Source organism: Fodinicurvata halophila (genome assembly GCF_042651425.1).
GTDB lineage: Bacteria > Pseudomonadota > Alphaproteobacteria > Kiloniellales > DSM-21159 > Fodinicurvata > Fodinicurvata halophila.
Map to the genome: position 1 here is coordinate 23,402 of NZ_JBHSCW010000003.1, position 24,791 is coordinate 48,192.

Annotated in this window: 23 protein-coding genes and 3 pseudogenes; 12 read left to right on the top strand and 14 right to left on the bottom strand. The window is 62.5% G+C overall.

Annotation, left to right across the window (positions count from 1 at the left end; genetic code table 11):
* Positions 1-161 precede the first annotated feature (161 nt).
* The 4 genes and pseudogenes from ACFOW6_RS04905 to ACFOW6_RS04920 all read left to right on the top strand — a co-directional run bounded on the left by ACFOW6_RS04905 (position 162) and on the right by ACFOW6_RS04920 (position 2,584).
* Complete coding sequence (locus ACFOW6_RS04905) at positions 162-776, top strand: class I SAM-dependent methyltransferase (protein WP_382421225.1); 615 nt, start codon at positions 162-164, stop codon at positions 774-776.
* A 233-nt stretch (positions 777-1,009) separates the two neighbouring features.
* A pseudogene (locus ACFOW6_RS04910) lies at positions 1,010-1,363 on the top strand (transposase); the annotation flags it as partial.
* Between the two features lie 198 nt (positions 1,364-1,561).
* On the top strand, positions 1,562-1,948 hold the full coding sequence (locus tag ACFOW6_RS04915) for a hypothetical protein (RefSeq protein ID WP_382421226.1): 387 nt from the start codon (positions 1,562-1,564) through the stop codon (positions 1,946-1,948).
* A gap of 93 nt (positions 1,949-2,041) precedes the next feature.
* Positions 2,042-2,584 (top strand): cupredoxin domain-containing protein, encoded by a 543-nt coding sequence (locus ACFOW6_RS04920; RefSeq protein WP_382421227.1) that lies wholly within the window; start codon positions 2,042-2,044, stop codon positions 2,582-2,584.
* A 256-nt stretch (positions 2,585-2,840) separates the two neighbouring features.
* On the opposite strand, the gene ACFOW6_RS04925 is transcribed toward ACFOW6_RS04920, so the two are convergent.
* The gene (locus tag ACFOW6_RS04925) at positions 2,841-3,248 is read right to left on the bottom strand and encodes a MerR family transcriptional regulator (RefSeq protein ID WP_382421228.1); all 408 of its coding nucleotides are present in this window, start codon (positions 3,246-3,248) and stop codon (positions 2,841-2,843) included.
* A gap of 92 nt (positions 3,249-3,340) precedes the next feature.
* Here ACFOW6_RS04925 and ACFOW6_RS04930 point away from each other — a divergent pair, with 92 nt between their 5' ends.
* From ACFOW6_RS04930 to ACFOW6_RS04955, 6 genes are all read left to right on the top strand, one after another.
* Positions 3,341-3,739: a mercuric transporter MerT family protein gene (locus ACFOW6_RS04930; protein WP_382421229.1), complete on the top strand. Its 399-nt coding sequence runs from the start codon at positions 3,341-3,343 to the stop codon at positions 3,737-3,739.
* A gap of 11 nt (positions 3,740-3,750) precedes the next feature.
* Positions 3,751-4,077 carry a heavy-metal-associated domain-containing protein gene (locus tag ACFOW6_RS04935; protein ID WP_382421230.1) on the top strand — a complete coding sequence of 109 codons (327 nt, stop codon included), beginning with the start codon at positions 3,751-3,753 and terminating at the stop codon, positions 4,075-4,077.
* A gap of 110 nt (positions 4,078-4,187) precedes the next feature.
* A complete protein-coding gene (gene merA / locus ACFOW6_RS04940) occupies positions 4,188-5,618 on the top strand; it encodes a mercury(II) reductase (protein WP_382421231.1) in 1,431 nt (476 codons plus the stop codon).
* A 116-nt stretch (positions 5,619-5,734) separates the two neighbouring features.
* Positions 5,735-6,415: a MerR family transcriptional regulator gene (locus ACFOW6_RS04945; RefSeq protein ID WP_382421232.1), complete on the top strand. Its 681-nt coding sequence runs from the start codon at positions 5,735-5,737 to the stop codon at positions 6,413-6,415.
* Entirely contained in the window at positions 6,412-7,098 is a 687-nt protein-coding gene (locus tag ACFOW6_RS04950) for a hypothetical protein (RefSeq protein WP_382421233.1), read from the top strand. Before ACFOW6_RS04945 ends, ACFOW6_RS04950 begins: the two co-directional genes overlap by 4 nt.
* Positions 7,099-7,111: 13 nt before the next feature.
* Positions 7,112-9,559 (top strand): heavy metal translocating P-type ATPase, encoded by a 2,448-nt coding sequence (locus ACFOW6_RS04955; protein ID WP_382421234.1) that lies wholly within the window; start codon positions 7,112-7,114, stop codon positions 9,557-9,559.
* Between the two features lie 428 nt (positions 9,560-9,987).
* Here the strand turns inward: ACFOW6_RS04955 and ACFOW6_RS04960 are convergent, their stop codons facing one another.
* The 12 genes and pseudogenes from ACFOW6_RS04960 to ACFOW6_RS05015 all read right to left on the bottom strand — a co-directional run bounded on the left by ACFOW6_RS04960 (position 9,988) and on the right by ACFOW6_RS05015 (position 20,569).
* Positions 9,988-11,400 (bottom strand): NADH-quinone oxidoreductase subunit N, encoded by a 1,413-nt coding sequence (locus ACFOW6_RS04960; protein ID WP_382421235.1) that lies wholly within the window; start codon positions 11,398-11,400, stop codon positions 9,988-9,990.
* Position 11,401: 1 nt separating this feature from the next.
* Complete coding sequence (locus ACFOW6_RS04965; RefSeq protein ID WP_382421236.1) at positions 11,402-12,901, bottom strand: complex I subunit 4 family protein; 1,500 nt, start codon at positions 12,899-12,901, stop codon at positions 11,402-11,404.
* A 1-nt stretch (position 12,902) separates the two neighbouring features.
* Positions 12,903-14,798 (bottom strand): NADH-quinone oxidoreductase subunit 5 family protein, encoded by a 1,896-nt coding sequence (locus ACFOW6_RS04970; protein ID WP_382421237.1) that lies wholly within the window; start codon positions 14,796-14,798, stop codon positions 12,903-12,905.
* Positions 14,798-15,103, bottom strand: a complete 306-nt coding sequence (nuoK, locus tag ACFOW6_RS04975) for an NADH-quinone oxidoreductase subunit NuoK (protein ID WP_382421238.1) — start codon at positions 15,101-15,103, stop codon at positions 14,798-14,800. Before nuoK ends, ACFOW6_RS04970 begins: the two co-directional genes overlap by 1 nt.
* On the bottom strand, positions 15,100-15,741 hold the full coding sequence (locus tag ACFOW6_RS04980; protein ID WP_382421239.1) for an NADH-quinone oxidoreductase subunit J family protein: 642 nt from the start codon (positions 15,739-15,741) through the stop codon (positions 15,100-15,102). The genes nuoK and ACFOW6_RS04980 overlap by 4 nt, the downstream gene beginning before the upstream one ends.
* Positions 15,738-16,652 (bottom strand): complex I subunit 1 family protein, encoded by a 915-nt coding sequence (locus ACFOW6_RS04985; protein ID WP_382421240.1) that lies wholly within the window; start codon positions 16,650-16,652, stop codon positions 15,738-15,740. The genes ACFOW6_RS04980 and ACFOW6_RS04985 overlap by 4 nt, the downstream gene beginning before the upstream one ends.
* A complete protein-coding gene (locus ACFOW6_RS04990; RefSeq protein ID WP_382421241.1) occupies positions 16,649-17,767 on the bottom strand; it encodes a hypothetical protein in 1,119 nt (372 codons plus the stop codon). Before ACFOW6_RS04990 ends, ACFOW6_RS04985 begins: the two co-directional genes overlap by 4 nt.
* Complete coding sequence (locus ACFOW6_RS04995; protein ID WP_382421242.1) at positions 17,764-18,117, bottom strand: NADH-quinone oxidoreductase subunit A; 354 nt, start codon at positions 18,115-18,117, stop codon at positions 17,764-17,766. The genes ACFOW6_RS04990 and ACFOW6_RS04995 overlap by 4 nt, the downstream gene beginning before the upstream one ends.
* A 352-nt stretch (positions 18,118-18,469) precedes the next feature.
* A pseudogene (locus ACFOW6_RS05000) lies at positions 18,470-19,672 on the bottom strand (IS701 family transposase); the annotation flags it as partial.
* 45 nt (positions 19,673-19,717) lie between these two features.
* Positions 19,718-19,993: pseudogene (locus ACFOW6_RS05005) on the bottom strand (integrase core domain-containing protein); the annotation flags it as partial.
* A gap of 49 nt (positions 19,994-20,042) precedes the next feature.
* A complete protein-coding gene (locus ACFOW6_RS05010; RefSeq protein ID WP_382421243.1) occupies positions 20,043-20,174 on the bottom strand; it encodes a hypothetical protein in 132 nt (43 codons plus the stop codon).
* 110 nt (positions 20,175-20,284) lie between these two features.
* Positions 20,285-20,569, bottom strand: coding sequence for a glycosyl hydrolase 108 family protein (locus ACFOW6_RS05015; RefSeq protein WP_382421244.1), 285 nt, complete (start codon positions 20,567-20,569; stop codon positions 20,285-20,287).
* Positions 20,570-20,575: 6 nt separating this feature from the next.
* On the opposite strand from ACFOW6_RS05015, the gene ACFOW6_RS05020 reads away from it, so the two are divergent.
* Entirely contained in the window at positions 20,576-20,863 is a 288-nt protein-coding gene (locus ACFOW6_RS05020) for an SHOCT domain-containing protein (RefSeq protein WP_382421245.1), read from the top strand.
* Between the two features lie 25 nt (positions 20,864-20,888).
* Positions 20,889-21,353 carry a DUF411 domain-containing protein gene (locus ACFOW6_RS05025; protein ID WP_382421246.1) on the top strand — a complete coding sequence of 155 codons (465 nt, stop codon included), beginning with the start codon at positions 20,889-20,891 and terminating at the stop codon, positions 21,351-21,353.
* 1,095 nt (positions 21,354-22,448) lie between these two features.
* Here ACFOW6_RS05025 and ACFOW6_RS05030 read toward each other — a convergent pair.
* Positions 22,449-24,554 (bottom strand): AAA family ATPase, encoded by a 2,106-nt coding sequence (locus ACFOW6_RS05030; protein WP_382421247.1) that lies wholly within the window; start codon positions 24,552-24,554, stop codon positions 22,449-22,451.
* Positions 24,555-24,791 lie beyond the last annotated feature (237 nt).

Sequence of the window (24,791 nt, forward strand, 5' to 3'; positions counted from 1 at the left end):
ATGTGGCCAGGCAATCGGTTCTGGTTCCTTGTCCTCGCGCTTCTGGGACTCGGGGCTGAGGTGCTGTGAAATACCTCTTGAGCGACTGACAACACTTGCACCGTTCAGGCTGACGATTGCCGGAGCGTGCCTCATCGCTGAGCAACCAAAGGAGCGATCGCATGAGCTTCTACCAGAACCGGATTCTACCGCATCTGCAGCACCTCATAATGCGCAACCGCCAACTGCAGCCGTACCGCGAGCGCGTGGTCGGCGCGGCCGAGGGCCGGGTACTGGAAGTCGGCGTCGGCTCGTGCCTCAACCTGCCGTTCTATTCGCCACAGGTGCGAGAGGTGATCGGGCTCGAGCCCGTACCGCGGCTGGTTGCGATGGCCCGGAACGAAGCGGCAGACTCGTCGCTGCCCGTGACCTTCACAGAAGGCTCCGCCGAGGAGATCCCGCTTGACGACTCCAGCATCGATACCGTCGTGATCACCTGGACCTTATGCACGATCCCGCAGGTAGTTAAGGCGATGCATGAGATGCGCCGTGTACTCCGCCCGGGCGGTCAGCTCCTGTTCGTTGAACATGGTCGGGCGCCCGAGGAAAGTGTGCGTAAATGGCAAGACCGGCTGACGCCGACCTGGAAGAGCATCGCCGGCGGCTGCCATCTAAATCGGCCGATCCGCACGCTGATCGAAGACAATGGTTTTGCCATGGCACAGATCGACACCGGCTATATGAAGGGACCGAAGCCAATGACCTTTCTCTACGAAGGGTGCGCCAAGCCTGCGTAACGAGCTGCGGCAGTGAGAAGCCGCTTCGGCTCTTCAAGTGGTCAGTCACACCAACGTCTGTACTGTTGAATGGCTCCAGCTTCCTGTTGACATGGTCAAGATTGTCCATTGATAGGCATTCCGCCTAATGACTCGATAAGCTCTGAGGAATGACATCATAGGCGACATATAGCGGGATCCGACACCGCCTTTATCGTGCACATTTACAGCCACACTCGGCTTGGAATTGATCAACCAACCTCCGGCGTTCGGCCGAGCGGATGACGGCCTTCTATAATCATCGGGGCACGGCGGAGCCGTGGATCCAGGAGAGCAAGAACGCCGTCAAGTGGACCTGGCTGTCCTGCCGCAAGTTCCACAACTACGAGGTGTGGTTCCAACTTCACGCCCTGGCGTTGCCAAAGAAGGTGAAGCACTGGTCGCTGACCACGATCCGCGAGAAGCTGGTCAAGATCGGAGCCAAGGTCCTCGCCCATGGTCGGTACGTCACCTTCCAGATGGCGAAGGTCACCGTGCCCCGCGATCTGTCCGAGAGCATTCTGCGGTTGATCGACGACTTGCGACAATCATCACCGGCGACGGCGTGAACGGAGGAAACCCGAGATGGTCGAGGGTAAAGTGTGCCTGGATGGAGCAAAAATCGGCCGAAACTCGGCGGCAAAGGCAACTCAGCAGTCTGAGCCCCGCCCCATTGAGCTTATGTTCCAAAAGGGGCCTGTTTGGCTACCATCGGGACCGAGTTTGGGAGTTATCTGGGGAATAGGGGCTGGACTCTTCCTGCGGGAATGGCTTTTCATAGGTCGGTCATGATGGCACGGCTGACCCGCTTTTTCGCAATCCTGTTTCTGGTTCTCGCCTTTGGGCTGTCCGGCGCCGTCGCCAATGCGGTGCCGGAGGAGAATCCGGGTGCCGCCGTGGCGGATCATGACCATCAGGCCGCTGACAGCAAGCCGGGCTCGGGTGATAAGGCGGACTCTGGGGATGACGGGCATTCCCACGACCAGCCCGGCGCCTGCAAGACTACGGCCGGACATTGCACCTCCTACCAGATGGGTCAGGAGAGCTGGTCTGCTGTGCCTAACTTTCACCTGCTGCTCGTGCTGAGCCCCTTTGACGAACATTTGACAGCGGGTGGTTTCCTGGAGGTGGAGATACCGCCGCCTCGTTCCTGAGACAGCAGAAGTTCCCATCGACACTCCACCTGCCGACCCTCTGTGGTCGAGTTCGGGCGGAGCCTGCGACCCGTTACAGGAACGAGGATAGACATGTTCAAAACGATTTATATGCGCTTCCCTGCCGTGGCAGCGCTGCCCCTCGCCGTCGCCGCGACAGGAGCGCTTGCCAACGGTGCACACGACCAGGGGACTAACGGTGACGGCCATGGTGCGCCCCATGGCGCGCCGGGCGAGCCCTCCCAGGTCTCGCGCAGCATCGAGGTCGTCATGGACGACACCTACTTCGAGCCGGAACGCCTGGAGGTCCAGGCCGGAGAGACGATCCGCTTCGAGATCCGGAACAAAGGCACCCTGGTGCACGAGTTCAACATCGGGACCCCCGAGATGCACGCCGATCACGCAGACGAAATGATGGCGATGATGGAGGAGGGGGTCATGACGCCGCAAAGCCTGGACGAGCAGGCGATGGAGGGTATGCATGATCATGCCAACAGCGTGCTGCTCGAACCCGGCGAGAGCGATGAGGTCGTCTGGACCTTTCCGGAAGAGACGGACGTGACGCTCGAATTCGGCTGCAACGTGCCGGGGCATTACGCTTCGGGCATGGTCGGCGAGTTCGAACTGAAACACTGATGTGCTGCCTTGCCGGAGGAGTGGAGAGTTTGCCTCGCTCCTCCGGCCCGGCAGAAACAGGTACATTGGCCTCTCATATCGGTCTGGCCATGATTGGGGAGTGGGATGTTGAAAATCAAGGACAGCCCAAAATCTAAACTGCCTCCACACTCCTGAAAGTGCACAGAATGATATGGCTGACGTCTTGAGATTGGTTCGTCGCACGGCCGAAGTCTTGGGGTTTTAAACGACTGGCATTTTCCGACAACCGCAGTCGTCACATTCGCGACGTCAGCGCCTCCAGAACGGGGCATTCGGGCACCTCTTCGCCGGAACACTGCGCCGCCGTTTCGGCGAGGAGCCGCTCGATGCGCTTGAGATCGGCGATCTTTTCCCGCACGTCGGCAAGATGCCGTTCAGTGCGTTCCTTCACCTCAGCACAGGTCTGCATGCCGCGATCGACGAGGGTGAGCAGCCCGCGGATATCATCAAGCGAGAAGCCCAGCTCGCGTGCCCGCAGGATAAAACTGAGACGCTCCACATGGCTGCTGTTATAGATGCGATAACCGGCTTCCGTGCGCGGCGGCGCCGGCATCATCCCGATCTTCTCGTAGTAGCGGATGGTCTCCAGGTTGCAGCCAGTCCGGCGCGCAAGCGCTGCCCGGTGCAATCTCCTCCCTGACATGTCGTCCCTCATCTTATCAGCAGAAATCCCTTGAGCCTGTAGTCACTACAGACGTTACCGTTAACGCGGAACAAGATCGAGGACAGACCGACATGGATGAGCTACAAACCGGCTCGGACAGCTATGACCCCCCGAAAAAGGACGGTGACAACAGGAACCGCTGGTACGCGGCCGGTGGGCTGATCGGTGCCGTCCTGGCGTCGTCCTGCTGCATTGCACCGCTTGTCCTGCTGACGCTTGGCGTTTCGGGAGCATGGATCGGCAATCTGACCGCGCTGGAGCCCTACAAACCCTACTTCGCTGCGGTGGCCCTCGTCTTTATCGGGCTCGGCTTCCATCAGGTGTATGTGAAGCCGAAGAGAGCTTGCGCGGAGGGCAGTTATTGCGCGCGTCCACAGTCCTCAATCTTCACACAAGCGGCCCTCTGGATCGGGACGGCGCTGGTCATTCTGGCGCTGACGATCAATTGGTGGGCACCGCTGTTTTACTAGGAGATGACAACATGAAACGCTGCATTGCCATCACTTCTGCCGCCATGCTGAGTCTCGGCGCAGCAATCGCCATGACTCCGCTGTCAGAGGTGACCGCTCAATCGGCAACGGAAAAAACGCAAACCGATACAGTAACCTTTGCCATCGAGAACATGACCTGCGCCATGTGTCCCATCACCGTGCGCAAGGCCATGGAAGGAGTCATAGGCGTGCGATCCGTCAAAGTGGACTTCGAGGCCAGAACCGCCACGGTCGAGTTCGACCCGAACGCCACGTCTCCGGCGGATATCGCCGCTGCCTCGACGAACGCGGGATATCCTGCCCAACCCGAATCCTGAGGGCGTGAGGATGGAGGACGCCGCGATCATCAAGACCGGCACGATCTGCGCAGTCCTCGCCGCCACCTGCTGCGAGACCGATACCATAGCAACAAAGGAAAACACCTGACATGACGGATTGTTGTACGCCAAAGAAGTCAGACCATGGCATTTACGACCTCGCCGTCGTCGGTGCGGGTTCCGCAGGATTCTCAGCCGCCATCACGGCAGCCGAACAGGGCGCAAATGTCGCGCTTATTGGTCACGGCACCATCGGCGGCACCTGCGTCAATGTCGGTTGTGTACCGTCAAAGACCATGATCCGGGCGGCCGAGGCCATACATGGGGCACGCGGGGCAAGCCGCTTTCCCGGACTCGCCGGTGAGGCGCAAGTAACGGATTGGGGCACACTCGTCTCGGCCAAGGACGATCTTGTGGTCAGCCTCCGCCAGGGCAAATACATCGATCTGCTGTCCGCCTATCCCGGCATAGCCTATCTCGACGGAGCCGCCCGCCTGACGAGCTCCGGCATCGCCATGGACGAGCAGATTGTGCGAGCGGACAAGACCATCATCACCACCGGCGCCGCACCGGGGAAACCCGATATTCCCGGTATTGACGACGTTCCCTGGCTGACCAGCACCACAGCACTGGAACGAACGGAATTGCCCCGCTCGCTGGTCGTAATCGGCGGCGGCTATGTTGGCTGCGAACTCGCACAGATGTTCGCACGCATGGGCACTGAGGTGACCCTCGTAACCCGTTCGCGCCTCTTGCCGAAGGCTGAGCCGGAGATATCGGAAGCCTTGACCGAGTATCTGCGCGCCGAAGGCCTGACCGTGCGCGATGGCCTCACCTATCGGCGGATCACACAGGACAATCGCGGCGTTGCCCTGGCCGTCGAGATCGACGGCTTCGAGGAAAGTTTCGAGGCTGAGCAGGTGCTTGTTGCCACGGGGCGAACGCCCAATACACGCGGGCTCGATCTTATCGAGATCGGCTTGCAGATCTCCAATAACGGAGGCATCGCGGTCGACGAGCGGATGCGCACCTCTAAGCCGGACATCTACGCCGCCGGCGACGTGACGGGGCGTGACCAGTTCGTCTACATGGCTGCCTACGGCGCCAAGATCGCAGCCCTCAACGCGCTGAATGGGGACAGCCTTGTCTATGATAACAGCGCCATGCCCTGGGTGGTATTCACCGACCCGCAGGTGGCTGGTGTCGGCTTGAGCGAAGCCGCAGCCAGAACAGCGGGCTATGACATCAAGACATCGGTGCTGCCGCTCGATCAAGTGCCCCGGGCGCTTGTGGCACGGGATACGCGCGGGCTCATCAAGCTGGTCGCGGACGCAAAAACAGACCGTCTGCTGGGCGGCCAGATCCTTGCCCCCGAAGGTGCCGACAGTGTCCAGACACTGGCGCTTGCCCTCAAGACTGGCATGACGGCGAAGGTGCTCGGTGAGACGCTATTCCCGTACCTGACGACCGTGGAAGGGCTGAAGCTCGCCGCCCAGACCTTCGACAAGGATGTGGCGATGTTGTCCTGCTGTGCAGGGTAGCCGCCTCCTCCGTCGCCTCCTGAGACGATCACACTCCCGGCACCGAACATCGCTATCGCGGAGCTTGACCCTGCACCATGGTACAGGGTTCAGAATAAACAATAAGGAGAAAGCACATGGCGAATCTGACGATCGGCAGGGCGGCGAAGGCGGCAGGCGTGCGGGTCGCGACGATCCGATTCTATGAGCGCCGGGGCCTGATTGCGCAGCCGCCAAAGCCGGAGAGCGGATACCGAACCTATCCACCAGACACTATGGCGCGCATCCACTTCATCCGGCAAGCCCAGGAGATTGGCTTCTCACTGGCGGAGGTTGCGGACCTTCTATCTCTGCGCGCCGCCCCCCACGCCGACTGCGCTGACGTACGCGGTCGCGCAATCGAGAAACGCGCCGAGGTGCAGGCCAAGCTCGAACAGCTTTCACGCATACACGCAGCGCTCGACGAACTGATTGCTAGCTGTCCCGGTGGCGGCGACGTCAAGGCCTGTACGATCCTCGACGCTATGCAACGCAAACCGGATATCGCCAATACCAAGCCTTCCACGGCAACGTCCACTTCCGAAAAAGGTGTGCGAGAGATGAAGACGACGACCCTTACCATCAAGGGAATGCACTGCGACGGGTGCGCCCGCACAATTGAAGCACTGCTGTCCCATATCCCCGGCGTACGCAAGGCAGAGGTCTCCTTCGACGAACGTCGCGCCCGAATTCTGCACGACCAGAACACGGCCTCGACAACCGACCTTACTGCAGCGATCGCCAAGGGCGGTTTCACCGCAAGCGCAAGCAAGACATGATCGAAACGAGCTTCATGGGTCTTTTCGCGCTCCCAGCCGGTCTTGGGCTGATTGGCTTTGTCGAGCCCTGCTCGATCGGCTCGAGCCTCGTTTTTGTAAAGTATTTGGAAGACAAGAGCGCGGCCGCCAAGCTCGCGGAAACCACCCTGTTCGCATTCACGCGCGCAGTCTTTATCGGTCTATTGGGCGTTCTCGCTGTGGTAATCGGTTCACTATTCCTCGATCTGCAATGGGGCGCCTGGTTGTTTCTAGGCGCGCTCTATGTGGCGCTCGGCTTGCTGCTCGCGACTGGGCGCGCTCGTCCCCTAATGGTCTCGCTTGGCCCGAGTCTCAAGCGATTGAGCGGGCGGAGCGGATCCGCGGGTCTCGGCTTACTGTTCGGGCTCAATATCCCGGCGTGCGCTGCGCCGCTTCTCTTTGCGCTGCTGGCCGGCGCCGCCGCTTCCGGCGGCCCGACGGCAATAAGCGGGTTCGTCGCGCTGGCCGTCTTCGGCCTCTTTCTGTCACTGCCGCTTGTCGCTTTGGTGCTCATTCCGGCCGCACGCGGCCTACTTGATCGCTTCGCCGCACTCTCCGGACGTTATCCGGTCTTCGCGGGCCTCGTCCTCGTCGCGCTCGGCGCCTGGTCGATCGGGTTCGCCTTGTTCGCCGACATCGATCCGGGCGCTGCGGCCGCCCCATGAAGGAGAACCAGCCATGACGACAGCGACAGCCGTCGAGGACCAGCCAGCGCCCTGGAGCGAGGAACCTTCCGAGCGACCGGACCGCGCCCGCATACGCGCGCGCATCGGCGGGCTGCACTGCTCGCTCTGCACCGGCACGATCGAGAAGGCGCTCGGCCGACAGATGGGCGTCGACAAGGTCGCGGTCAGCCTGACCCACGAGCAGGCGCTCGTCGAATACGATCCAGGCAAGGTGACGCCGGAGGCCCTGCTCGGAACGCTTCGCGACATCGGCTACACGATCCACGACCCGAACAAGCTGCGTCCCTATGAGGAAGAAGAGCGCGAGCTCGTCGCCGAGGGGCGCCGGTTCCTCACGGCCACCGCATTCAGCCTTCTGTCCATCGCGCTGATAACCGATCCCGCCGGCCCGCTGTCACTGGTCTTGCCGGCCCTGGCGACAGTCAGTCTGGTCGCCTTCGTCTTCCTTGTTCTGCGCGCACGCGGCTTGTGGCCGGCGATCGCGGGCGCCGGCGGCCTTGGCGCGCTTACGTGCGGCTTGCTCGCCCTCAAGGGCGAAGGACTGCTGGTCGGCTTCACGCCCTGGATCGTCGGGGGCCTCGCCGCGGCGATCGTCTTCGGCGTCGCCCGGCACATTCTGGTGATGGCTTTTCAGGCGCTGCGCCGCGGCATCCTGAACCAGCACGTATTGCTGGAGGCCGGCGCCTTCGCCGGACTGGCCGGCGGCGTCATCGGCCTCGTCGTCGATCGCCCCGGCTATCCGACCGCGCCGTTCTTCGCGGTCGCGGTCATGGTCGCGACCTACCACATCTTCTCGGAATGGCTCTCGCTGATCGTCAAGACGCGGTCCTCGCAGGCCGTCAAGCGTCTGCTCGACCTTCAGCCGGACACCGCCCGTGTCCAGCGCGACGGCCGCGAGGTGGAAATCGCGCTTTCCGAGGTGGCGCAAGGGGACCTGGCGCGCGTCCGCCCCGGGGAGCGGCTGCCGGTGGACGGTGAGGTTGTCGAGGGCCGCTCCGCCGTGGACCAGTCGCTCGTCACGGGCGAGCCGATGCCAGTCGAGCGGCAGGCGGGCGACGCGGTCATCGGCGGCACGATCAACGGCAATGGGACGCTGCTGGTCCGGGTGACCGCCGTGGGCGCGGAGAGTTTCTTGCAGCGCGTCGCGCGCGAGGTCGAAGACGCCCGTGCCCTCAAGCCCGGCCTGTTGCACCTCGTCGACCGTGTGCTAAGAGTCTACACGCCGCTGGTGCTGGCGATCTCCATACTGTCTTTCCTCGGTTGGGCCTTGCTGCCGCAGTTGCTTGGTTTCCCGGCCGACCTTCAGCGCGCGATATTCGCGGGATTGAGCGTGCTCGTGATGGGCTATCCCTGCGCCGTCGGCATCTCCGCGCCGTTGTCGATCGTGCGCGGCGCCGGTGAGGCGGCGGAGAAGGGCGTCCTGATGCGCACGGGCGAGGCGTTCCAGGGCTACCGGGTGGTGCGCCAGATCGCCTTCGACAAGACGGGCACGCTGACCGAGGGCCAGCCGCGCGTCCACGAGGTCGAGGCGGCGTCGGGAGATGCCGACGCGCTCCTGACCCTTGCGGCGGCCGTCGAAGCCGCATCGGAACATCCCCTGGCTGAAGCCGTGGTCGAGGCGGCTTTCGAGGCGGGTCTGACGCCGCCCGACGCCGAGAGCTTCGAAGCGACACCTGGCAAAGGCGTCACCGCCCGTATCGACGGCGCGAACGTGCTGGTCGGCAGCCCACGCTTCGTCACGGAGAGCGGTGTGGATCTCACGTCGATCGAGCGACAGGTCAGCGAACTGGAGGACAAGGGACGCACGGTGATTGTAGTGGTTCGGGACGGCGAGTTCATCGGACTTCTGGCGCTCGGCGACGCACCGCGCGGCGATGCTGCCGAAACCATCACCCGGCTTCGCGACGCCGGTGTTCGCACCGTGCTCGTCACCGGCGATAACGAGCGGACGGCGGCCCGCGTCGCCAGGGATCTCGGGCTCGACGAGGTTCACGCCGAGGTGCTGCCGGGCGAGAAGGCGGAGTTGATACGCAATCTCCAGACGCGCGGGCGCACGGCGATGGTGGGCGACGGCGTCAACGACGCGCCCGCCCTGATGCAGGCCGATGTCGGCATCGCCATGGGCTCGGGCACCGACATCGCCATCGACGCCGCCGACATCATCATCCTGAACAATCGCATATCCAATGTCGCCGAGGCGCGGGAGATCAGCAGCGAAGGCTACCGGAAGATGTTGCAGAACGTCTCGCTCGCCTTCCTGTTCAACGGTGTCGGCGTCCCGCTCGCCGCGACCGGGTTGCTTTATCCGGTCTGGGCGATGGTCGCCATGGCGGCGAGCGTGACGGCGATCTTCGTCAACTCGCTCTGGGGCCGCCCGCGTCTTTTCTTCGATGCGCTCCTTAGTGTTGGACGACCACTGCCGGAGAATGCGAAGGCCTGACCTCCGTCGAGTCGGTTATGTTTGCGCGGATATCGCATTAAGCTGAAGTTAATTGGATAAATGGATTACACAGCGTTTTGTCGGTTGGAACATCGTAGCGCTTCTGTAATGGGCCATTGTTCGTCAAGTCCCTCTGAATGATTATCTCGTCGCCAGGATCGTTGGCATTTTCGTCACCCGCGGTGCGGTCCGCCGACTGCGATCGCCGGTTCGGCCCGAAAATGTCTGCTCAAAGGAAACACGTTACGACCGGGGCAGCGAGGTTACCCCTGCTTTGCATCTCAATCATGTGTTTGTATGCAGGCCCAACTGATCCTATCGGACGACGATGAGCCTCAGCGTCGATACGCTCAGCAAAAGCGTGGCAAAGCCACTTTTACTTCAACAGTCGAGGGATGGCGTTTCCGCACTACCATCTCCCTCAACTACTACTGGTAGAGCTGTGCCTGTGTGACGGCAGCGAAGATGATTTCACCGGCAAGCCCGAAACCTATGACTCCTGCCGCCGAAACGGCCACCGCGATCACCGTCCATCGACCGAGAACGGCGATAGGCGCGTCGCCAGCCGCGAAACAGACCGGCGCGACGAAACGCAGATAGTAGAAGAGTGAGATGACGGTGTTGGCGAGCGCGACGACGGCGAGCCAAGCATAGCCGCCGTCGATGGTGGCGAGGAACAGCGTCAGCTTGCCGAAGAAACCGGCAAGCGGCGGAATGCCGACGAGCGAGAGAAGGGCGACGATGAGCGTGATCGCGACGAACGGCCGGGCGCTCGCAAGCCCTTTGTAGTCTTCGCGGGTCGTGCGGCCTCGCAGATGGGCAATGACGGCGAAGGCTGCGAGATTGGAAAGCGCGTAGCCGACCAGAAAAATGAGCAAAGCCGAAAGCGCGCTGTCGCTCAGGCCCACCACGGCTACCGCCATCAGCGCATAGCCGGACTGCGAGACCGACGACCAGCCGAGCATACGGCGCATGTCGTCCTGCCAGAGCGCGGCGAGATTGCCGAGAGTCATCGTCGCGACTGCGAGAATCGCGATCAGCGGACGGATGGTGAAGGCCTCCGGCGGAAACAACTCGACAAGGCGAAACAATGCAATAGCTGCACCGATCTTTGGAACGACTGTGAGGAAAGCGGCCGCCGGCGCGGGCGCGCCTTCGGCGATGTCCGGCACCCATGTATGCGCCGGCACGGCGCCGAGCTTGAAGGCGACACCGATGACGACGAGCGCGAGGCCGAGCAGGAGAAGCGGCGAGGGCGCGAGATCCGGCAGGTTGGCGGCGATTTCACCATAGCCGGTCGCCCCCGCCATGCCGAAAACGAGTGTCACGCCGACGACGAGGATAGCATTGGCGAAGGCGCCGACCAGGAAGTACTTCATGCCAGACTCAACGGAGAGCGGCCAGTCGCGGTGATAGGCGGCAAGCGTATAGCCCGTCACCGAAGAGAGCAGCACACCCATGACGAGTTGCAGGAGATCGGCCGCCCCGGCGAGCACCATCGCGCCGAGGGCGGAAAAAAGCAGGATCGCGTAATATTCGCCGTGACGCTTGTCTGTGCGAAACCAGTCGGGCGACATAAGGATCGCGAGTATGGTGCCGGCGAGGATCATCAGCCGCGCCCAGACGCTCGCCCCGTCGATCGCCCAGGTGCCGGAAAAGGTGAGCCGCGCCTCTTCGCTCTGCCAAGAGAGTATGAAACCAGCGACGGCAAGACCGGCAAGCGCAAGCGGTGCGACAAGCCATTGGCGCCGCTCGCTCGTGAAGCTCGCCAGCAGCAGCGCGCCGACGGCCGTCAGGATGACGACCACTTCAGGGACGATGTCGCCGACCGGCATGTCCATGTCAGCCGCTCCCGAGAATGGCGCGGCCGGCGCCGTCGATCATGGCGAGCAGCCAGCGGGGATAGACGCCGATCAGGACGACGAGGAACAGAAGCGCACCGAGTGTTGCGCCTTCCGTGACGCTAAGATCGGGAAAACCCGCCCAGCGTTTCGGCAGGTCGCCGAAGAAGAGCTGCTGTACCATGCCGAGGAACAGCGCGGCCGTGATCAGGATGCCGATAAGCCCGATCGCGGCGATCCACGGATAGACGGCGAAGGTGCCGACGAAGATCTGGAACTCGGCGACGAAGCCGGCAAGTCCGGGCAGACCGAGGCTCGCGAAGGCGGCGATCACGGTCGCCGCTGTCAGCTTCGGCGCGGTGCGGGCGAGCCCGCCATAGGCGCCGATCTCGTATTCCTTGCCGCGCTGCCAGAAGCTGCCGGCGATCAGGAACAGCGCGCCGGTGATCAGACCGTGCGCGACCATCTCGACCACCGCGCCGGTGAGCGCGAGCTGCCGCGCGGCTTCTTCGCCGGAGAGAAGCGCGCCCGCCGCGGCGATGCCGAGCACCGAATAGCCCATGTGGTTGACGGAGGTGTAGGCGATCCGCCGCTTAAGGTTCGATTGGCCGAGCGCGACGATCGCACCCCACAGGATCGAGATCAGCGCGACGATGGCGAGCGGAAGGGCGTAGGCGGCGAAGGTCTCGCGCATCATCGAGAAGGGAATGCGCAGGATGCCGTAGGTACCCATCTTCAAGAGCACGCCGGCGAGAATCGCCGAGGCGGGTCCGGGGGCGTAGACGTGTGCCGGCGGCAGCCAGGTGTGGACGGGAAAAAGCGGCGTCTTCACCGCGAAGCCGACGAGAAAGCCGAGAAGCACGAGCGGCGCGGCGATGCCGGCCCCGGCGAGCGGCTGGCTCTCGATGAGGTCGCGCATGTCGAAGGTCAGGCTCTCGCCGGCAAGGACAAGGGCGAGGATGGCGAGCAGGATGGCGAGCGAACCGGCGAGCGTATAGATGAAGAACTTCATCGCTGCGCGTTCGGCGTCGCCCTTCTCCTCGCCATGTCCCCAGCGCCCTATAAGGAAATACATGCCGACGAGGCTGAGGTCGAAGAATACGTAGAAGATCAGCAGATCGAGCGTCAGGAAGAGGCCGAGCGAGACGCCTTCCAGAAACAGGAACCAGGCATAATATTGCCGCGGCCGCTCACGGCTTTCCAACGGCCAGGCGATCGCGGCGACGAAGAGCAGCGCGCTCATCAACGCCAGCGCCAGCGAGATGCCGTCGACGGCGACCCTCCAGGCGACGCCGAGCGTTGGTATCCATGCCACCTCGGCAACCGCCTGAAAACCGTCGGCCCCGACGTCGAAGCCGATCCACACGACGATCAGCAGGACAAGCGGCACGGACGAGACGGCGACGGCCGTCATGCGCGCCGCCGCTTCGCTCATGCTGTTGGCGAGCGCCAGCGCCAGCGCGCCGAGAAGCGGAATGAGGATGGCGAGCGTCAGAAGCATCTTAAAGTCCCAGGAGAAGAACGAGTATTGTCAGCATACTGCCGGCGGCGATCAGCGCGTAATAATGGTGGGAAAGCCCGGTCTGCACCTTGCGGATATCGCGGCCGGAAAGACCGACAAGAAAGGCGGAGCCTTCCGGCAGGCCGTCGGTTATGCGCTCACCGATCGTCTCGCCGATCCGCGCCAGCCAGGCGGCGAAGGCGGCCGTCAGCCTGACGCCACCGTCGACGAGCCGATCGTCCTTTGCCGCAAAAACCCGGGAAGTGTGCAGCAAGAGCCGAACAACAATTTGCCGGGCGCCGTCAATCAGACGGTCGTCGACCTTGGCTGCCGTGAGACTGAGACGCCGCATGGGTTCTACGACGCCGGCGTCGATGGCGATCGCAAGGCCCAGCCACTCGGTGAGCGGGCTTTCGCGAGAAAAGATATCGCGGTGGTTGGCGAGCACCGCACCGAGGGCGAGGCCCAGCGCGACGGCGAAGAGCGAGAGCAGGACTTCGACGACACCCGATTCGGACAACTCAACCCCGAGAAGCCGCGCCAGACTGTCCGCGACGGCCGGGATCCAGAGCAAGGACAGAAGAAGAGTCAAGCCTGCGAGCCCGCCTATAGCGGCGGTCTCGGTGCGATGGCTGTTCGCAACCCGCCGGACGCCGCGCGGCCAACCGAAAACGAGACCTTGGAAGCGCATGGCATAGGCGGCGGAGAAGAAGCCTGCGAGCATGACGCCGGCGGAGATCCATGCGCTTGTATGACCGGCGGCCGTGACCACCGCCTCCTTGGTCCATGCCCCGCCGAGCGGTGGCACGCCGGCGAGCGCCAGCGCGGCGACGGCGCTGAAGGCAGCGATGAGCGGCATGGCGCGGGCGAACCCCATGCGTTCCAGCGCGAATGACCCGGTGCGTTCGCCCGCCATGCCGGCGGCAAGGAAGAGCACCGCCTTGAACGCGGCATGGGCGATGAGATGGAGCGCTGCGACGCCCGGATAGCCAGCGCCGACGGCGACGAACATCAGCCCGTAGTGCGCGGATGTGGAGGCGGCGAGCAGCTTCTTGGCGTGCGCTTGCATGAGTGCGACGACACCGCCGGCGAGCGCGGTGATGAGCCCGACGGCGACGGCGGTCGCGGAAAAACCGGGGACGCTGGCGAGCCAGGGTTCCAGCCGGATCAGCAGATAGGCGCCGGCGGCGACCATGGTGGCGGCATGGAGCAGCGCGGAAACGGAGGTGAGGCCGGCCATGGCGCGGAAAAGCCAGGGCGAGAACGGGACCTGGCCGGACTTGGCGGCCGCCGACAACAGCACGCCGAAGGCTACGACGGTGATCAGCGGCATCTCCGCCTCGGCAAGCGCGGCGAAGGAGAGCGCGCCGGTCGCGGCAAAAGCCGCCATTGTGGCGGCGAGGAGGCCGAGGTCGCCGAGGCGCGTGGCGAGAAAGGCATAGCGTCCCGCCGCCGGATTGCCGGCCTCTCGCCAGTCATGGCCGATCAGGGCCCAGGAACAGGCGCCGACGATCTCCCACCCGATGAAGAGCGTTAGGAAGTCGCCGGCGACGACCAGCAGTTCCATGCCGCCGGAAAAGATGAGCAGGATGGCGATCAGGCGTTTCAGCCCGTCTTTCGCCTCGTGCGCGGCGGCGTAGACGAGGATCGGCAGCGCGATCACCGGCACGAGTATGGCGACGCTTGCCGAAAGCGGCGTGAGCGCGGCCGTTAGCGTGAGGCCTGCGCCCCAGTCGATCGTTCCGTTCCAGCCGAAAGTCGCCGCCATCGCCGCGAGCAGAAGCGTCAAGGCGAGCGCGGCGCCGGCAAGCAGCCCGAGCGCGCGCCGCGACGGCGCTTTCACGATAAGCGCGACGAGACCAGCGAGGACCGGAGGGATGGCGAGCGAAAACAGCATCAATGCCTCATCGTCGTCAGGCTTTCGGTCATATCGGCCTGGCGTTTGCGGTAGACGGCGGTGATGAGCGCAAAGCCGATCGCCATCTCCACCGCCATTACGGCCATGACGATGATGGCGAGAAGCTGCCCCTCTGGCGCGCCGCCGAGGCTGTAAGACCAGAAGCCGATGACGGCGAGAAGGACGCCATTCAGCATCAGTTCCAGCCCCATCATCAGCATGACGAAGGACTGCTGAGAGAGTGCGCCGTAGAGTCCGATGCCGATCAGCCCGGCGGCGACGATGAGGACAGTGATAAGGGTCAATGGCCGCTCCCGTGGTTGTGGTGACCGTGCCCGTGATGATGATGGTGGCCGCCGCCTTCGCCTTCCTCCGGCTGTCGCCCAGCCGGCGCACCGCCGGGATCGAGCCCGGGCGGGACGGAGCCGGCGTCGGCGGCGCCGAAGCGCCCGGCGCGGCTCGACAGGATGACGGTGCCGACCATGGTTGCGAGCAGCGTGACGCCTGCGGTCTCGAAGATCAGCATAGAGTTGCCGAGAAGCTCGATGCCGAGGTCGTGGACCACCTGCTTGCTCTCAGAAACAGGATTGACCGGCAGCTCGCTCATCAGGATCGCGACTGCGAGGCCGATAAAGGCGATAACGCCGGCGGCGATCGAGAGGCGCTCCTGATGTACCATGTTCATTGGGTTGAGGCCGGCCGGGTTCATCATGAACATGACCATGAAGAGCGCCATCACCATCATCTCCACAGCCATCATAAAGACGGTGGCGACGCCGATATAGGGTGCGGCGCGCAGCACCATGATGAGACCAACGGCGATGAAGGAGACCATCAACAGGAAGGAGGCGCGCACCATCGAATCGGTGCGGAAGACCCGCCAGCCCGTGACCAGCGCGAGCAGCGACAGCGCGTAGAAGGCGATATCCGAGGCGCCGATCATAATGCCACCAGTCCGGCGATGATGAGGTCGAGGAAGGAAAGCGGCAGGAGCACCGTCCAGATCAGTGTCATCATCCGCGACGGCGTCAGGCGCGGCGCGGCATGCCCGGCCGCGACGACGATTACCATGACCGCGACGGTCTTGAGGACGAGCCAGACCGGGCCGGGCAGGACGGGTCCGAGATGGCCGCCGAGAAAAACCGTCGCCGCCATTGCCGAGAACGAAACCAGCATGGCGAGGCGTGCGAACTGCCAGGCCGCGCGCCCCGGCCCGGAATCCTCGATGGATGTGCCGCCGGAAAGGTCCTCCGCGTCGGCATAGTCGAAGGGACCGCGCAGCGTCAGCGATAGGCCGAGGAGGATAAAGAGCGGCAGGCCGAGCGGCTGACGTAGGACGTTCCACAACTCGCGCTGCGACTCGACCACGGCGATCACGCTGAGCGATTCGGCGGGAAGCGCCGCGGCGATCAACACGAACATGCTGACCAGCATCACCGGCAGGCCGATTGCGACATAGCGATAGGCGCCGATGAGGGCCAATGGCGAATTGGCTGACCATCCGTGGAGGAAGACGACGACCACGGTGAGCGACTCGCAGGCACCCCAGAGCACGAGCCCGGTCTCGATCGTCGTCGCCGCCACGCCCGGCGCGACCGGAACGACGCTGAGCCCTGCGGCTGCGAGCGCGAGATAGAAGGCAGGCGCAAGCAGCCAGTTGAGCGCGTCCGGCCGCTCGGTCGCGATGCGCTGGCGGGCGAGAAGCGCTGCGGCATTGGCTAGCGGGCCGCGCCATGGATCGGAGATGGCGCGCCCGGCGGCAACGGCCTCGGCAACGCGGTCCATCACCGCGGCGAGCCAGACGCCGGCGGTAACGAGCAGCACGATGAAGAGGACGGAGGCGGCGATGCTCATCCATGCCCTCCATGACTGCCATGCGCGCCGTGCCCGTGATGCGAACTATGCCCGCGGTGTGATTCGTGGGCGTTGTTGGTCACTTCTGCAGCTTCAGAACGCATGTTCACGCCGAGTTGCATGATCTCGCCGACGGAGAAGCTGGCAAGCACAAGCATCGCCTCATGCCATTCGAGCCCGGCAAGCAGGCGGTCGAGCCGCGCGTCGGCGGGTATCGTCGTCTGCCGATAATCGGCAGACGACGCATGCAACGCATCTAGCGTGCGAGTAAGGCGGGCGCGCACGTCGCCACTATCTACGGTCACGCCGAGGCCGGCGGGAATGCTGGCGAGAACCCATCGCGGCAGGGCGCGCGCGTTATCTGCCGCCCCCGGCTTTTCGCCATGAGCGATCTGCATTGCCAGGCGCTGCAATCGCTCTGCGCGAGCAGGCTGGCCGATCAGCCGCATCAGGCGCGCCGCGCGGCGCAATGCGCCGGCCGCACTGGTCTCGTCGGACTGCGGAAAGGGCGGGTGCTCCATCGTGAGCGTCTGGATCACGTCGCCCTGCAATGTCAGCTTGAGGACGAGCCCAGGCGGAAATGTCGGCAGGAACGGGCCGAACTCGGCGGTAAAGGCGTCAAGTTGAAGTCCGTCGCGGATGTCGTCGTCGGGCATCGCCATCGGCCGGCCATAGGGGGCACCGCCCATCATGCCTTCGCCGCCCTGGCCGTGATCACCCTTGCCGCGCCAGTCATTGGGCGGCTCGTCGGGCAGCAGGTCCGGTTCGGACGGCATGTCACCAGCGAGAAGCCGGCGATAGACGGTCGCAATCACCTCGGCGGCGTCTTCGCCTTCGCCGACGACCGTGGCATTGCCGAAGCGAGCGAGTGACTCGGTTCGCCAGAAGACCGTTGCGCGCGGATGTGGCAACTGGTCGTGCAGTCTTTCGAGATAGCCGAGGCGCGCTGCGTCGATTTCGCCGATCACGAGCAGGATACCGGCCTCGCGCGGCGAAGCCTTGAAGGCAAGCCGCACATCGAGCGCGAGACCGTCCACCGCAGTGAGACCGTTCTCGCCGATTGCCGCGAAGACGGGCGCGCGGGCTTTTTTGGCGAGCGCTTTGAGCAAACTCATTGCCACCGGAAGACACCCTCCCGCCAGCCATAGAGGATGCCGATTGAAAGGATCGCCAGGAACATACCCATCTCCATGAGCGCCATCATGCCTTCCTCGACATAGACAACCGCCCATGGATACATGAACATCATCTCCATCTCGAAGGCGATGAAGAGCAGCGTCATCGAGTAGTAGCGCACATGATAGCGCTGCCAGGCGTGGGTCTCCGGTGCGGCGCCGCCGAGAACCGGTGTCTTCTGGGGTTTGCTCGAAGCGGCGGGCGTGTTCGGCAAGCGGACGCGCTGGAGCGCGACGGCGAAGGCGAGGGCCAGTCCGGTCAGCAATACGGGACCGATCAGATCAATCACTCGCCATCCTCCCGGTGAGACACGAACAAAAGCCGCGCCATTCTCGTTGAAGCCGTGACCGGAAGTATAACATGACGGCGCCCCGGACCAAGACGTGACGCCTGGTTCTCCATGTAACCCCGAGGGATTGGTATGGACAGTGATCGGAGATTTTCTGAATCTGCAGGCATGAATACTAGCATTACAGTTGTATTTTTGATTTGAGGTGGGCCTGTTGGGCTGCGGCCTGATGGGCGCGCCGCCAGAGCGACCATGCGATGACATGGTCAGGATGAACGGGTTGTCGTGCGAGTCGCGTGGCGATCCGGCGGATTCCCTGGATCGACCAGCGGATCAATTGCCGATTTTGCGTCTTGCGCGCCGCCTCGTTTTTGGGGGGCGGCATGGCGTTGGCGCGATGGAGAATGACAGCCATCATGGCGAAAGCGAGCATCACCAGCGAGACGTGGCGATGCCAGCCATGCCAGGAGCGGGTTTCGTTGTGGTCGAGGCCGAACTCGTTCTTGGCGGTTTCGAAGCTATCTTCGATTGCCCAACGATGCCCCTCCACCGTCACCAGTTTTTCCATGGATGTGCCAACCGGACACCAGGTCGAGAAGAAGGTGAGATCGCCATCGGCGATGTTACGGCGGATCAGCAGCCCGCGTGTCCAGATGCCGGCGAAAGCCGCGTCGAAATCATCGGCGTCAAGATCGGCGAGTTCGAGATAGGCCCAATCATGTAGTCTCGCGCCCTTGCTTCCCTCGCCTGCCGACAGCCGTCGCCAGGCATTCTCAGGCAAAGCTTCAGCGATGTCCTTCGCCGTTCCGGCCACGGCCAGCGGTTTGCCCCATGAGCGAAAGGGATGATTGGCGTCCACACTCAGTACATAGCCCTTGGCTGCTCGTTTGAGCGTCATTTCGATGTCGCCCACGCCATAGACGCTGTCGGCCGCCACCCAGGAAAACGGCACGTTCGAAGCAATCGCCCGCTCGATCATCGTGAGCGCCAGTGCCGGCTTGGTGGCAAAGCTAACGTTTTCCGGCACATGGGCTATCGCCAAGCGATCCCGGTCATCCGTCCAGGCCTTTGGCAGATAGAGCGCCCGGTCGATGAAGGCATGACCATGCCGGGAGACATAGGATGCGAACACGCCGATCTGGCAATTGGTGATCTTGCCCGCCGAACCTGTATATTGCCGACTGACCCCGCAGGACGCCTTGCCCTGCTTGAGAAAACCGGTCTCATCAAGCACGAGGACGGCATCAGGATCGGTCAGCGTCTCAAGCGCGTAATCGCGCACGATGTCGCGCAGTGCATCCGCATCCCAGTATCCGCGGTCCAGGATCGCCTGTTGCCTCCAGGGGCCGGGATCGCCTGCCGCTTCCGCACGCATCCATCCCGTCTTGCGTCTTTCTTCCCCCAGCAAACCGTCCAAAAACTGTCCCGCTGATGCTGCCACACGCTCCTGTGTGAACAACAGTCGCATCCGCGCCTTCACTTCCCGCAACGAAGACGCCCAAAGTTCAAGCGTCGCCTCAACCGATGTACCTGTCATCCATGACCTCCTAACCATGGAAACTCATGGATTCAGACAGCGTGAGAAAATGCAACTGTAATGCTAGCTGTTCGGTCCCGGGATGAGATGGTCCGGGTGAATTCGGAATCGTTCTGGCTCTGAAGTCCATTTCTGTTTGATGAACTCGACTACGGTAAGGCCTTTGAGCATTTTCAGGCGCTTGGCGAAATTGTATGCGTCGAGGAACGTCCTGAGGTGTACTCGGAGCTGTTCATGGCCCTCGTAGTGATGGCGCCTGACGGTCGCATCTTTAATCGTCCGGTTCATCCGCTCGACCTGGCCGTTGGTCCATGGGTGGTCCGGTTTCTCGAGGCGGTTCCGAGCCTAAAGATCCGGACAGCGCTGACGACGGCTTATATGGAATCCATCACGCCGCCCGCAGCGCCAGGGCCGCGCCATGGGTGGCCAGGGTGTGGTGCAGCCAGCCGAGGCCATAACGCGCCAAGCCGGGCAGGGCGGCGTAGTAGACCGCGCGCCTAGCGCAGAAGTCGCGCAGCACTGCTGTCTCCTCCCCCAGTCCTGAGCGGCGGCCAGGGTCACCGAGCCAAGCAGGCCCTCCACCGGCACGTCCAATGCATGCTGCAGTGCGCGAGGGTGATGTCGGGCGGGCTAGCTCATCGCCGTGTCGAAGACCGGCAGCGGCAGGCGCTCACAGTGCTGTGCCTGCCAGAAGTGCTCGCGATAGAGCGCCGCCGCTGCGGCTCGGTCCAGGTGGCGGACATCACTGGCCTCCGCATCCGGATACAGCCGGCTCCGAACTCTTCGGACTGACAGCGGTGAATTGACCGCTGAAACCTCCTTGTGGGATCGAAACCCCCTTGACTTTCCCCAAACTGGAATCCTCAAATACATCCCGTACGAACAACCGACAGTCATTCGGCAAGACGGGAACATAAGGTCGTGGTCAAAACCCTTTCAACTCTCTCCCTGGCTCAGTCGGGCAATTCCTACGGCTATCACATGATGGACGGCTGGGGCGGCTGGTTCATGGGACCGGTCATGATGCTGCTGGTCTTCGGCCTCCTGATTCTGGGTGTGGTGCTGGTGCTGCGCGCCCTCGGCATCGGTGACGGCGGACGCGGCAACAGCAGCCAGGATCGGGCTCTGGAGATACTCAAGGAGCGCTTTGCCCGCGGCGAAATTGACGAAGAGGAATTTCGGAACCGCAGGAAACACCTGTGGAACTGAGTCTCACGCACAAGGACTTACAGACATGACCACAAGATTCCCCCGCTTTCCGATTCTGGTCCTGGCCGGCAGCTTGTTCCTGGCCCTTCTGCAGCTCTCCCTTCCGGCCCTGGCCGTGGAGAAACAGCTCGAGGTCTACAAGTCACCCTATTGCGGCTGTTGCGAAGCCTGGGGCCGCCATATGCGCGAGGCCGGTTTCGCCGTGGAGGTGCACGACGTGGAAGACCTGGCCCCGATCAAGCAGAGCCACGGCATCACCCCGGATCTGGCCTCCTGCCACACCGCCGTATTGGGCGACTATGTGATCGAGGGGCATGTCCCTGCAGAAGACGTCGCGCGGCTGCTCAAAGCCGCTCCCCAGGCGAAAGGCCTAGCCGTTCCGGGAATGCCGCTCGGCTCCCCCGGAATGGAGCAGGGTGACCGCAGCCAGCCCTACGATGTGATCGTCTTCACCGATAAGGGCAAGCAGGCCGTTTTCGCGCGGCACTGAGCGGGTATATACCCTCTGCCTCCAATACAGGCCGGGCCTCTATTGCGTCGCGCCGCAACAGAACCTCGTTCTCCTGAACGGCAATCGCCTCTGCGACAATGCCCGCCAACTTTCATCGCGCCGGCCCACAGCGCGGGCGGCGCTAGCCTAGAGGGGTCCCAAAGCCTGCATTTGAAGGTCTTCAATGGCGGCGAGGTGCCGCCGGCTGCTGCAACGACGGGCGTGGATACCGACAGTCCCGGGTTCTGCGCCCTTTTCAACTACGAACGGGCCTCAATCACGAAGGGGTGAGCCCCTGTAATGCGCGCTCAACCGTTCAGTCCTGGACGATGTAGTCGTCCAGGCTGTTGTTCCGCATAACCTCGACGGTATGCGTGCTGACGCCGCATGCACAGTCATGTCCGGCAGTATTATGCAAGATTGCAGCATAACGCTTGATACAGGCGTCAAGTGTAAACTGGCCTTTATGCAGAAGGTATCGGGAATATGATCTCGGTCGGAGATGTGGAAGCGGAAGCGAGCAGTGACGTACTGGAATCGAACGCAAGTTTCCTACTCCGGCTTCGAGCGTCACCCCCGATAACGTTCCCGTGTTATAGAGGACAGTTATAGGGTCTGTTGACGTTTGGGGTTTCCCTTTATGGTGATTGCCGATTCAAGGTTGCAAACGTTGGAGAGCAACCTTGAGCTGACGTGTTATATTCAATGCCCAGTGGGCACACATCGAACCTTTCTGTCTCGGCACATCCAGAACACCCGGCCAGGCCGGTCGTGATCCGCGGTTTGGTATTCCGCAGCTCTGCTCTATCCAGCGACAGACGCGGCATTGATTGAGCGCGCAGCCAAAGAACCGGGCAATGGCGGTGGGATTCGATGTGTTTGTCTTCACGATCTTCGCCATGGCGGTCCCCTTAGCGTGCTGTACACCGTTTCAGAATGATGGGGTGACAAGATGGAAGCCCGGGACGACTTGGTCGAGCATGCAACCCATCCAATCCGATATTCGTCCCTGCGTGACATGGGATCGCTGGATTGGGAGAACCATCGAGAAAGACTGGTACATGAGCAGTCGTGGCCGCCAACGACCGCCTATTATCATATCCTTATCTTGTGGCGTAAGCGATGCGGGAGGCTCGTCTCGCGCTTATCTACTGATGGAGCAGCCTTAATGGCTCGTTCAAACACCTGCCAATCGCCAAGGAAAATGACTTGTCTTGCCGCTCTCGTGACTGCCGTGTATAGCAGGGTTCTATCTAAGATGCGGCTCGGGTAGATTGGGACGATCACACAGTCCCATTGGCTGCCCTGTGCTTTGTGCACACTGATCGAATAAGCGAGATCGAGGTATCCACCGTCAGAAGTTCCTAGCTCTATCTCCCGCTCATCGAGCGTAACGCGAATCTCATAATCGTTGATACGTATTACACGGCCCATAGAGCCGTTCTGGAGGTCTCGTTGCCAGTCGTTCTGGGTCCAGATGATCGGGTCCCCTTCGGCGATATCCGGTCTTCCAGGGAAGGCGGCCCTCCCTGCGGTCAGCAAGTTATGGAAGCTCTCGTTCAGCGCATTGATACCGCCAGGGCCAGCTTTGAGTGGTGCGATGATCTGGCATTTACCTCTTTCCATGCCGTCTTTGGAAAGTCGTCGCCCAAGCTTGATAATGCTGTTGAAGGCTTGTTGTGCGGAGCAGGGGATGAATGAGACGCCGTCCTTGAGACCTTGGAAATGCTCGACAGTCGGCGTCCTTCCGTTACGGATAGCCTCTGCGACCAAGGATATCCTGCTTTCTGCTGTGTGTCGAAGCACTCGATCAAGTATGACATGGGGCATGTTCGGGTGATCGATCAGGGCATGAAACGTTAGGCCAAACCCAATCGGCGGTAGCTGTGCGGGATCGCCCACCAACAGCAAGCGCGCCAATCCAACATGACGCATGATCCGATAAAGCGTTGGCAGATCGATCATGGAGGCCTCATCGATTACGAGGATGACTTCTGGCCCTAGGTTGATATCTTTCCGCTCGGTGACACGCTTCAGGAAACTGGCGATCGTCGTTGCTCGGCGTTCCGTCGCTTCCGAGATCCGTTTCGCGGCGCGACCGCTCAGAGCCATGAGATGGATCACCCGTCCGAACCGCTCAGCAACTTCACAGACGGCGCGCAACACCGTTGTCTTGCCGGACCCAGCGTACCCCCCGAGGAATCCGATCCGGCTCCGTACGGCCATGTGAACCGCCTCACGCTGCCGTTCTGTAAGCGGGTAGGGGCGCGTCGTGTCGAAAGCGTCAATGGCTTTCTCCAACTCCTCGGAGCCGATATCCTGAGCAACGAGATCCAACTGAGCTTCCTGATTGGCCAATTGCAGAAACTGCTTGGCGACGAACGCCTCCATCGCCGCGGCGCCTGAGGGCTGGTAGCCGTCGCCGAACGGAACCGCGCCATATGACTGAACGGCCAAATCGATCGCGGCCGTCGGGGAAGCGTCGCCAGGAAGAAGTTTCCTGATTGATCGGCAGAGCTCCACCTTTCCCGTCAGCGTATGCTTGTCGTCCAATCGCCGATACAGGGCGTGCTCGACCGCCGCCACCAGGCGCCGCGGGTCGTCATCGGCAATCCCGAGCTTCCGTCCAATCGACTCGACGTGCCGCCAGCCGATGAAACCGATCAGCAGATATGGGTTGCGGCGTAGTTTATTGGCGCCTTCTGCGCCCCACACGCGGACGATCTTCAGGGCGACCCGCGTATCGACATCGAGCTCCGACAGCCAGGCGATGATGTCCATTTCGCGGAGTTTTGATGAATACACGACAAACAACCCGGCAGCCAGTTCGGCGCCGATTACGTCGGCTACGCGTGGGTCTTTGTCGGCCAAGGCTGCATGGAGGCCGTCGCCGAATGCGCTGGCGAGCCTTGACGCCTTGGCCTTCCCGATGCCCTGGAATTCCGTATCGCGCGCCAGGACCCTTTCCAGCAGGCGGGGTTTGTCCGGCCAAAGGGAAGGGGGCTCTGCCCCCCGCTTCGCTCCCCCCGGGATATTTGACCAAGACAATGATGGCTTGTTTGTCGCGAACTGCGGCACTAAACTTTCCTTACGGTACAGGTGGGGACACCGATGACCGTCAAGGCGATGATGGCGGCGGAACTCATTGAGTTCCGCCGCTTTCGTATGGGGCGATACGCTTCCCATCTGCGACGAGCTCATCGGCTACTGCCTTCGCCCGCTTGAGCTTCAGCCGAAGATCTGCATTCTCAGCAGCCAAGCACGCGACACGGGTCTCTAGGTGCTGCACTTGGTTCTCGAGTGCTTGCAGCTGTTTTCCGGTGGGGTCATCATGCGCGCTTCCGGGAGTCTTTCGCGTTTCTGAGGAGTGCGCTTCAGCGAGCATGCGAGCGCAGTCCTCATTGTCGTAGAGAACCGATCTGTTAAAACCGCAGGCTT

Bases quoted from the DNA above. Each gene is read 5' to 3' on its own strand.
- ACFOW6_RS04905 (WP_382421225.1), top strand. From the start codon at position 162: ATGAGCTTCTACCAGAACCGGATTCTACCGCATCTGCAGCACCTCATA.
- ACFOW6_RS04915 (WP_382421226.1), top strand. From the start codon at position 1,562: ATGGCTTTTCATAGGTCGGTCATGATGGCACGGCTGACCCGCTTTTTC.
- ACFOW6_RS04920 (WP_382421227.1), top strand. From the start codon at position 2,042: ATGTTCAAAACGATTTATATGCGCTTCCCTGCCGTGGCAGCGCTGCCC.
- ACFOW6_RS04925 (WP_382421228.1), bottom strand. From the start codon at position 3,248: ATGTCAGGGAGGAGATTGCACCGGGCAGCGCTTGCGCGCCGGACTGGC.
- ACFOW6_RS04930 (WP_382421229.1), top strand. From the start codon at position 3,341: ATGGATGAGCTACAAACCGGCTCGGACAGCTATGACCCCCCGAAAAAG.
- ACFOW6_RS04935 (WP_382421230.1), top strand. From the start codon at position 3,751: ATGAAACGCTGCATTGCCATCACTTCTGCCGCCATGCTGAGTCTCGGC.
- merA (WP_382421231.1), top strand. From the start codon at position 4,188: ATGACGGATTGTTGTACGCCAAAGAAGTCAGACCATGGCATTTACGAC.
- ACFOW6_RS04945 (WP_382421232.1), top strand. From the start codon at position 5,735: ATGGCGAATCTGACGATCGGCAGGGCGGCGAAGGCGGCAGGCGTGCGG.
- ACFOW6_RS04950 (WP_382421233.1), top strand. From the start codon at position 6,412: ATGATCGAAACGAGCTTCATGGGTCTTTTCGCGCTCCCAGCCGGTCTT.
- ACFOW6_RS04955 (WP_382421234.1), top strand. From the start codon at position 7,112: ATGACGACAGCGACAGCCGTCGAGGACCAGCCAGCGCCCTGGAGCGAG.
- ACFOW6_RS04960 (WP_382421235.1), bottom strand. From the start codon at position 11,400: ATGGACATGCCGGTCGGCGACATCGTCCCTGAAGTGGTCGTCATCCTG.
- ACFOW6_RS04965 (WP_382421236.1), bottom strand. From the start codon at position 12,901: ATGCTTCTGACGCTCGCCATCCTCATTCCGCTTCTCGGCGCGCTGGCG.
- ACFOW6_RS04970 (WP_382421237.1), bottom strand. From the start codon at position 14,798: ATGCTGTTTTCGCTCGCCATCCCTCCGGTCCTCGCTGGTCTCGTCGCG.
- ACFOW6_RS04980 (WP_382421239.1), bottom strand. From the start codon at position 15,741: ATGATCGGCGCCTCGGATATCGCCTTCTACGCGCTGTCGCTGCTCGCG.
- ACFOW6_RS04985 (WP_382421240.1), bottom strand. From the start codon at position 16,652: ATGAGCATCGCCGCCTCCGTCCTCTTCATCGTGCTGCTCGTTACCGCC.
- ACFOW6_RS04990 (WP_382421241.1), bottom strand. From the start codon at position 17,767: ATGAGTTTGCTCAAAGCGCTCGCCAAAAAAGCCCGCGCGCCCGTCTTC.
- ACFOW6_RS05015 (WP_382421244.1), bottom strand. From the start codon at position 20,569: ATGTTCCCGTCTTGCCGAATGACTGTCGGTTGTTCGTACGGGATGTAT.
- ACFOW6_RS05025 (WP_382421246.1), top strand. From the start codon at position 20,889: ATGACCACAAGATTCCCCCGCTTTCCGATTCTGGTCCTGGCCGGCAGC.
- ACFOW6_RS05030 (WP_382421247.1), bottom strand. From the start codon at position 24,554: ATGAGCTCGTCGCAGATGGGAAGCGTATCGCCCCATACGAAAGCGGCG.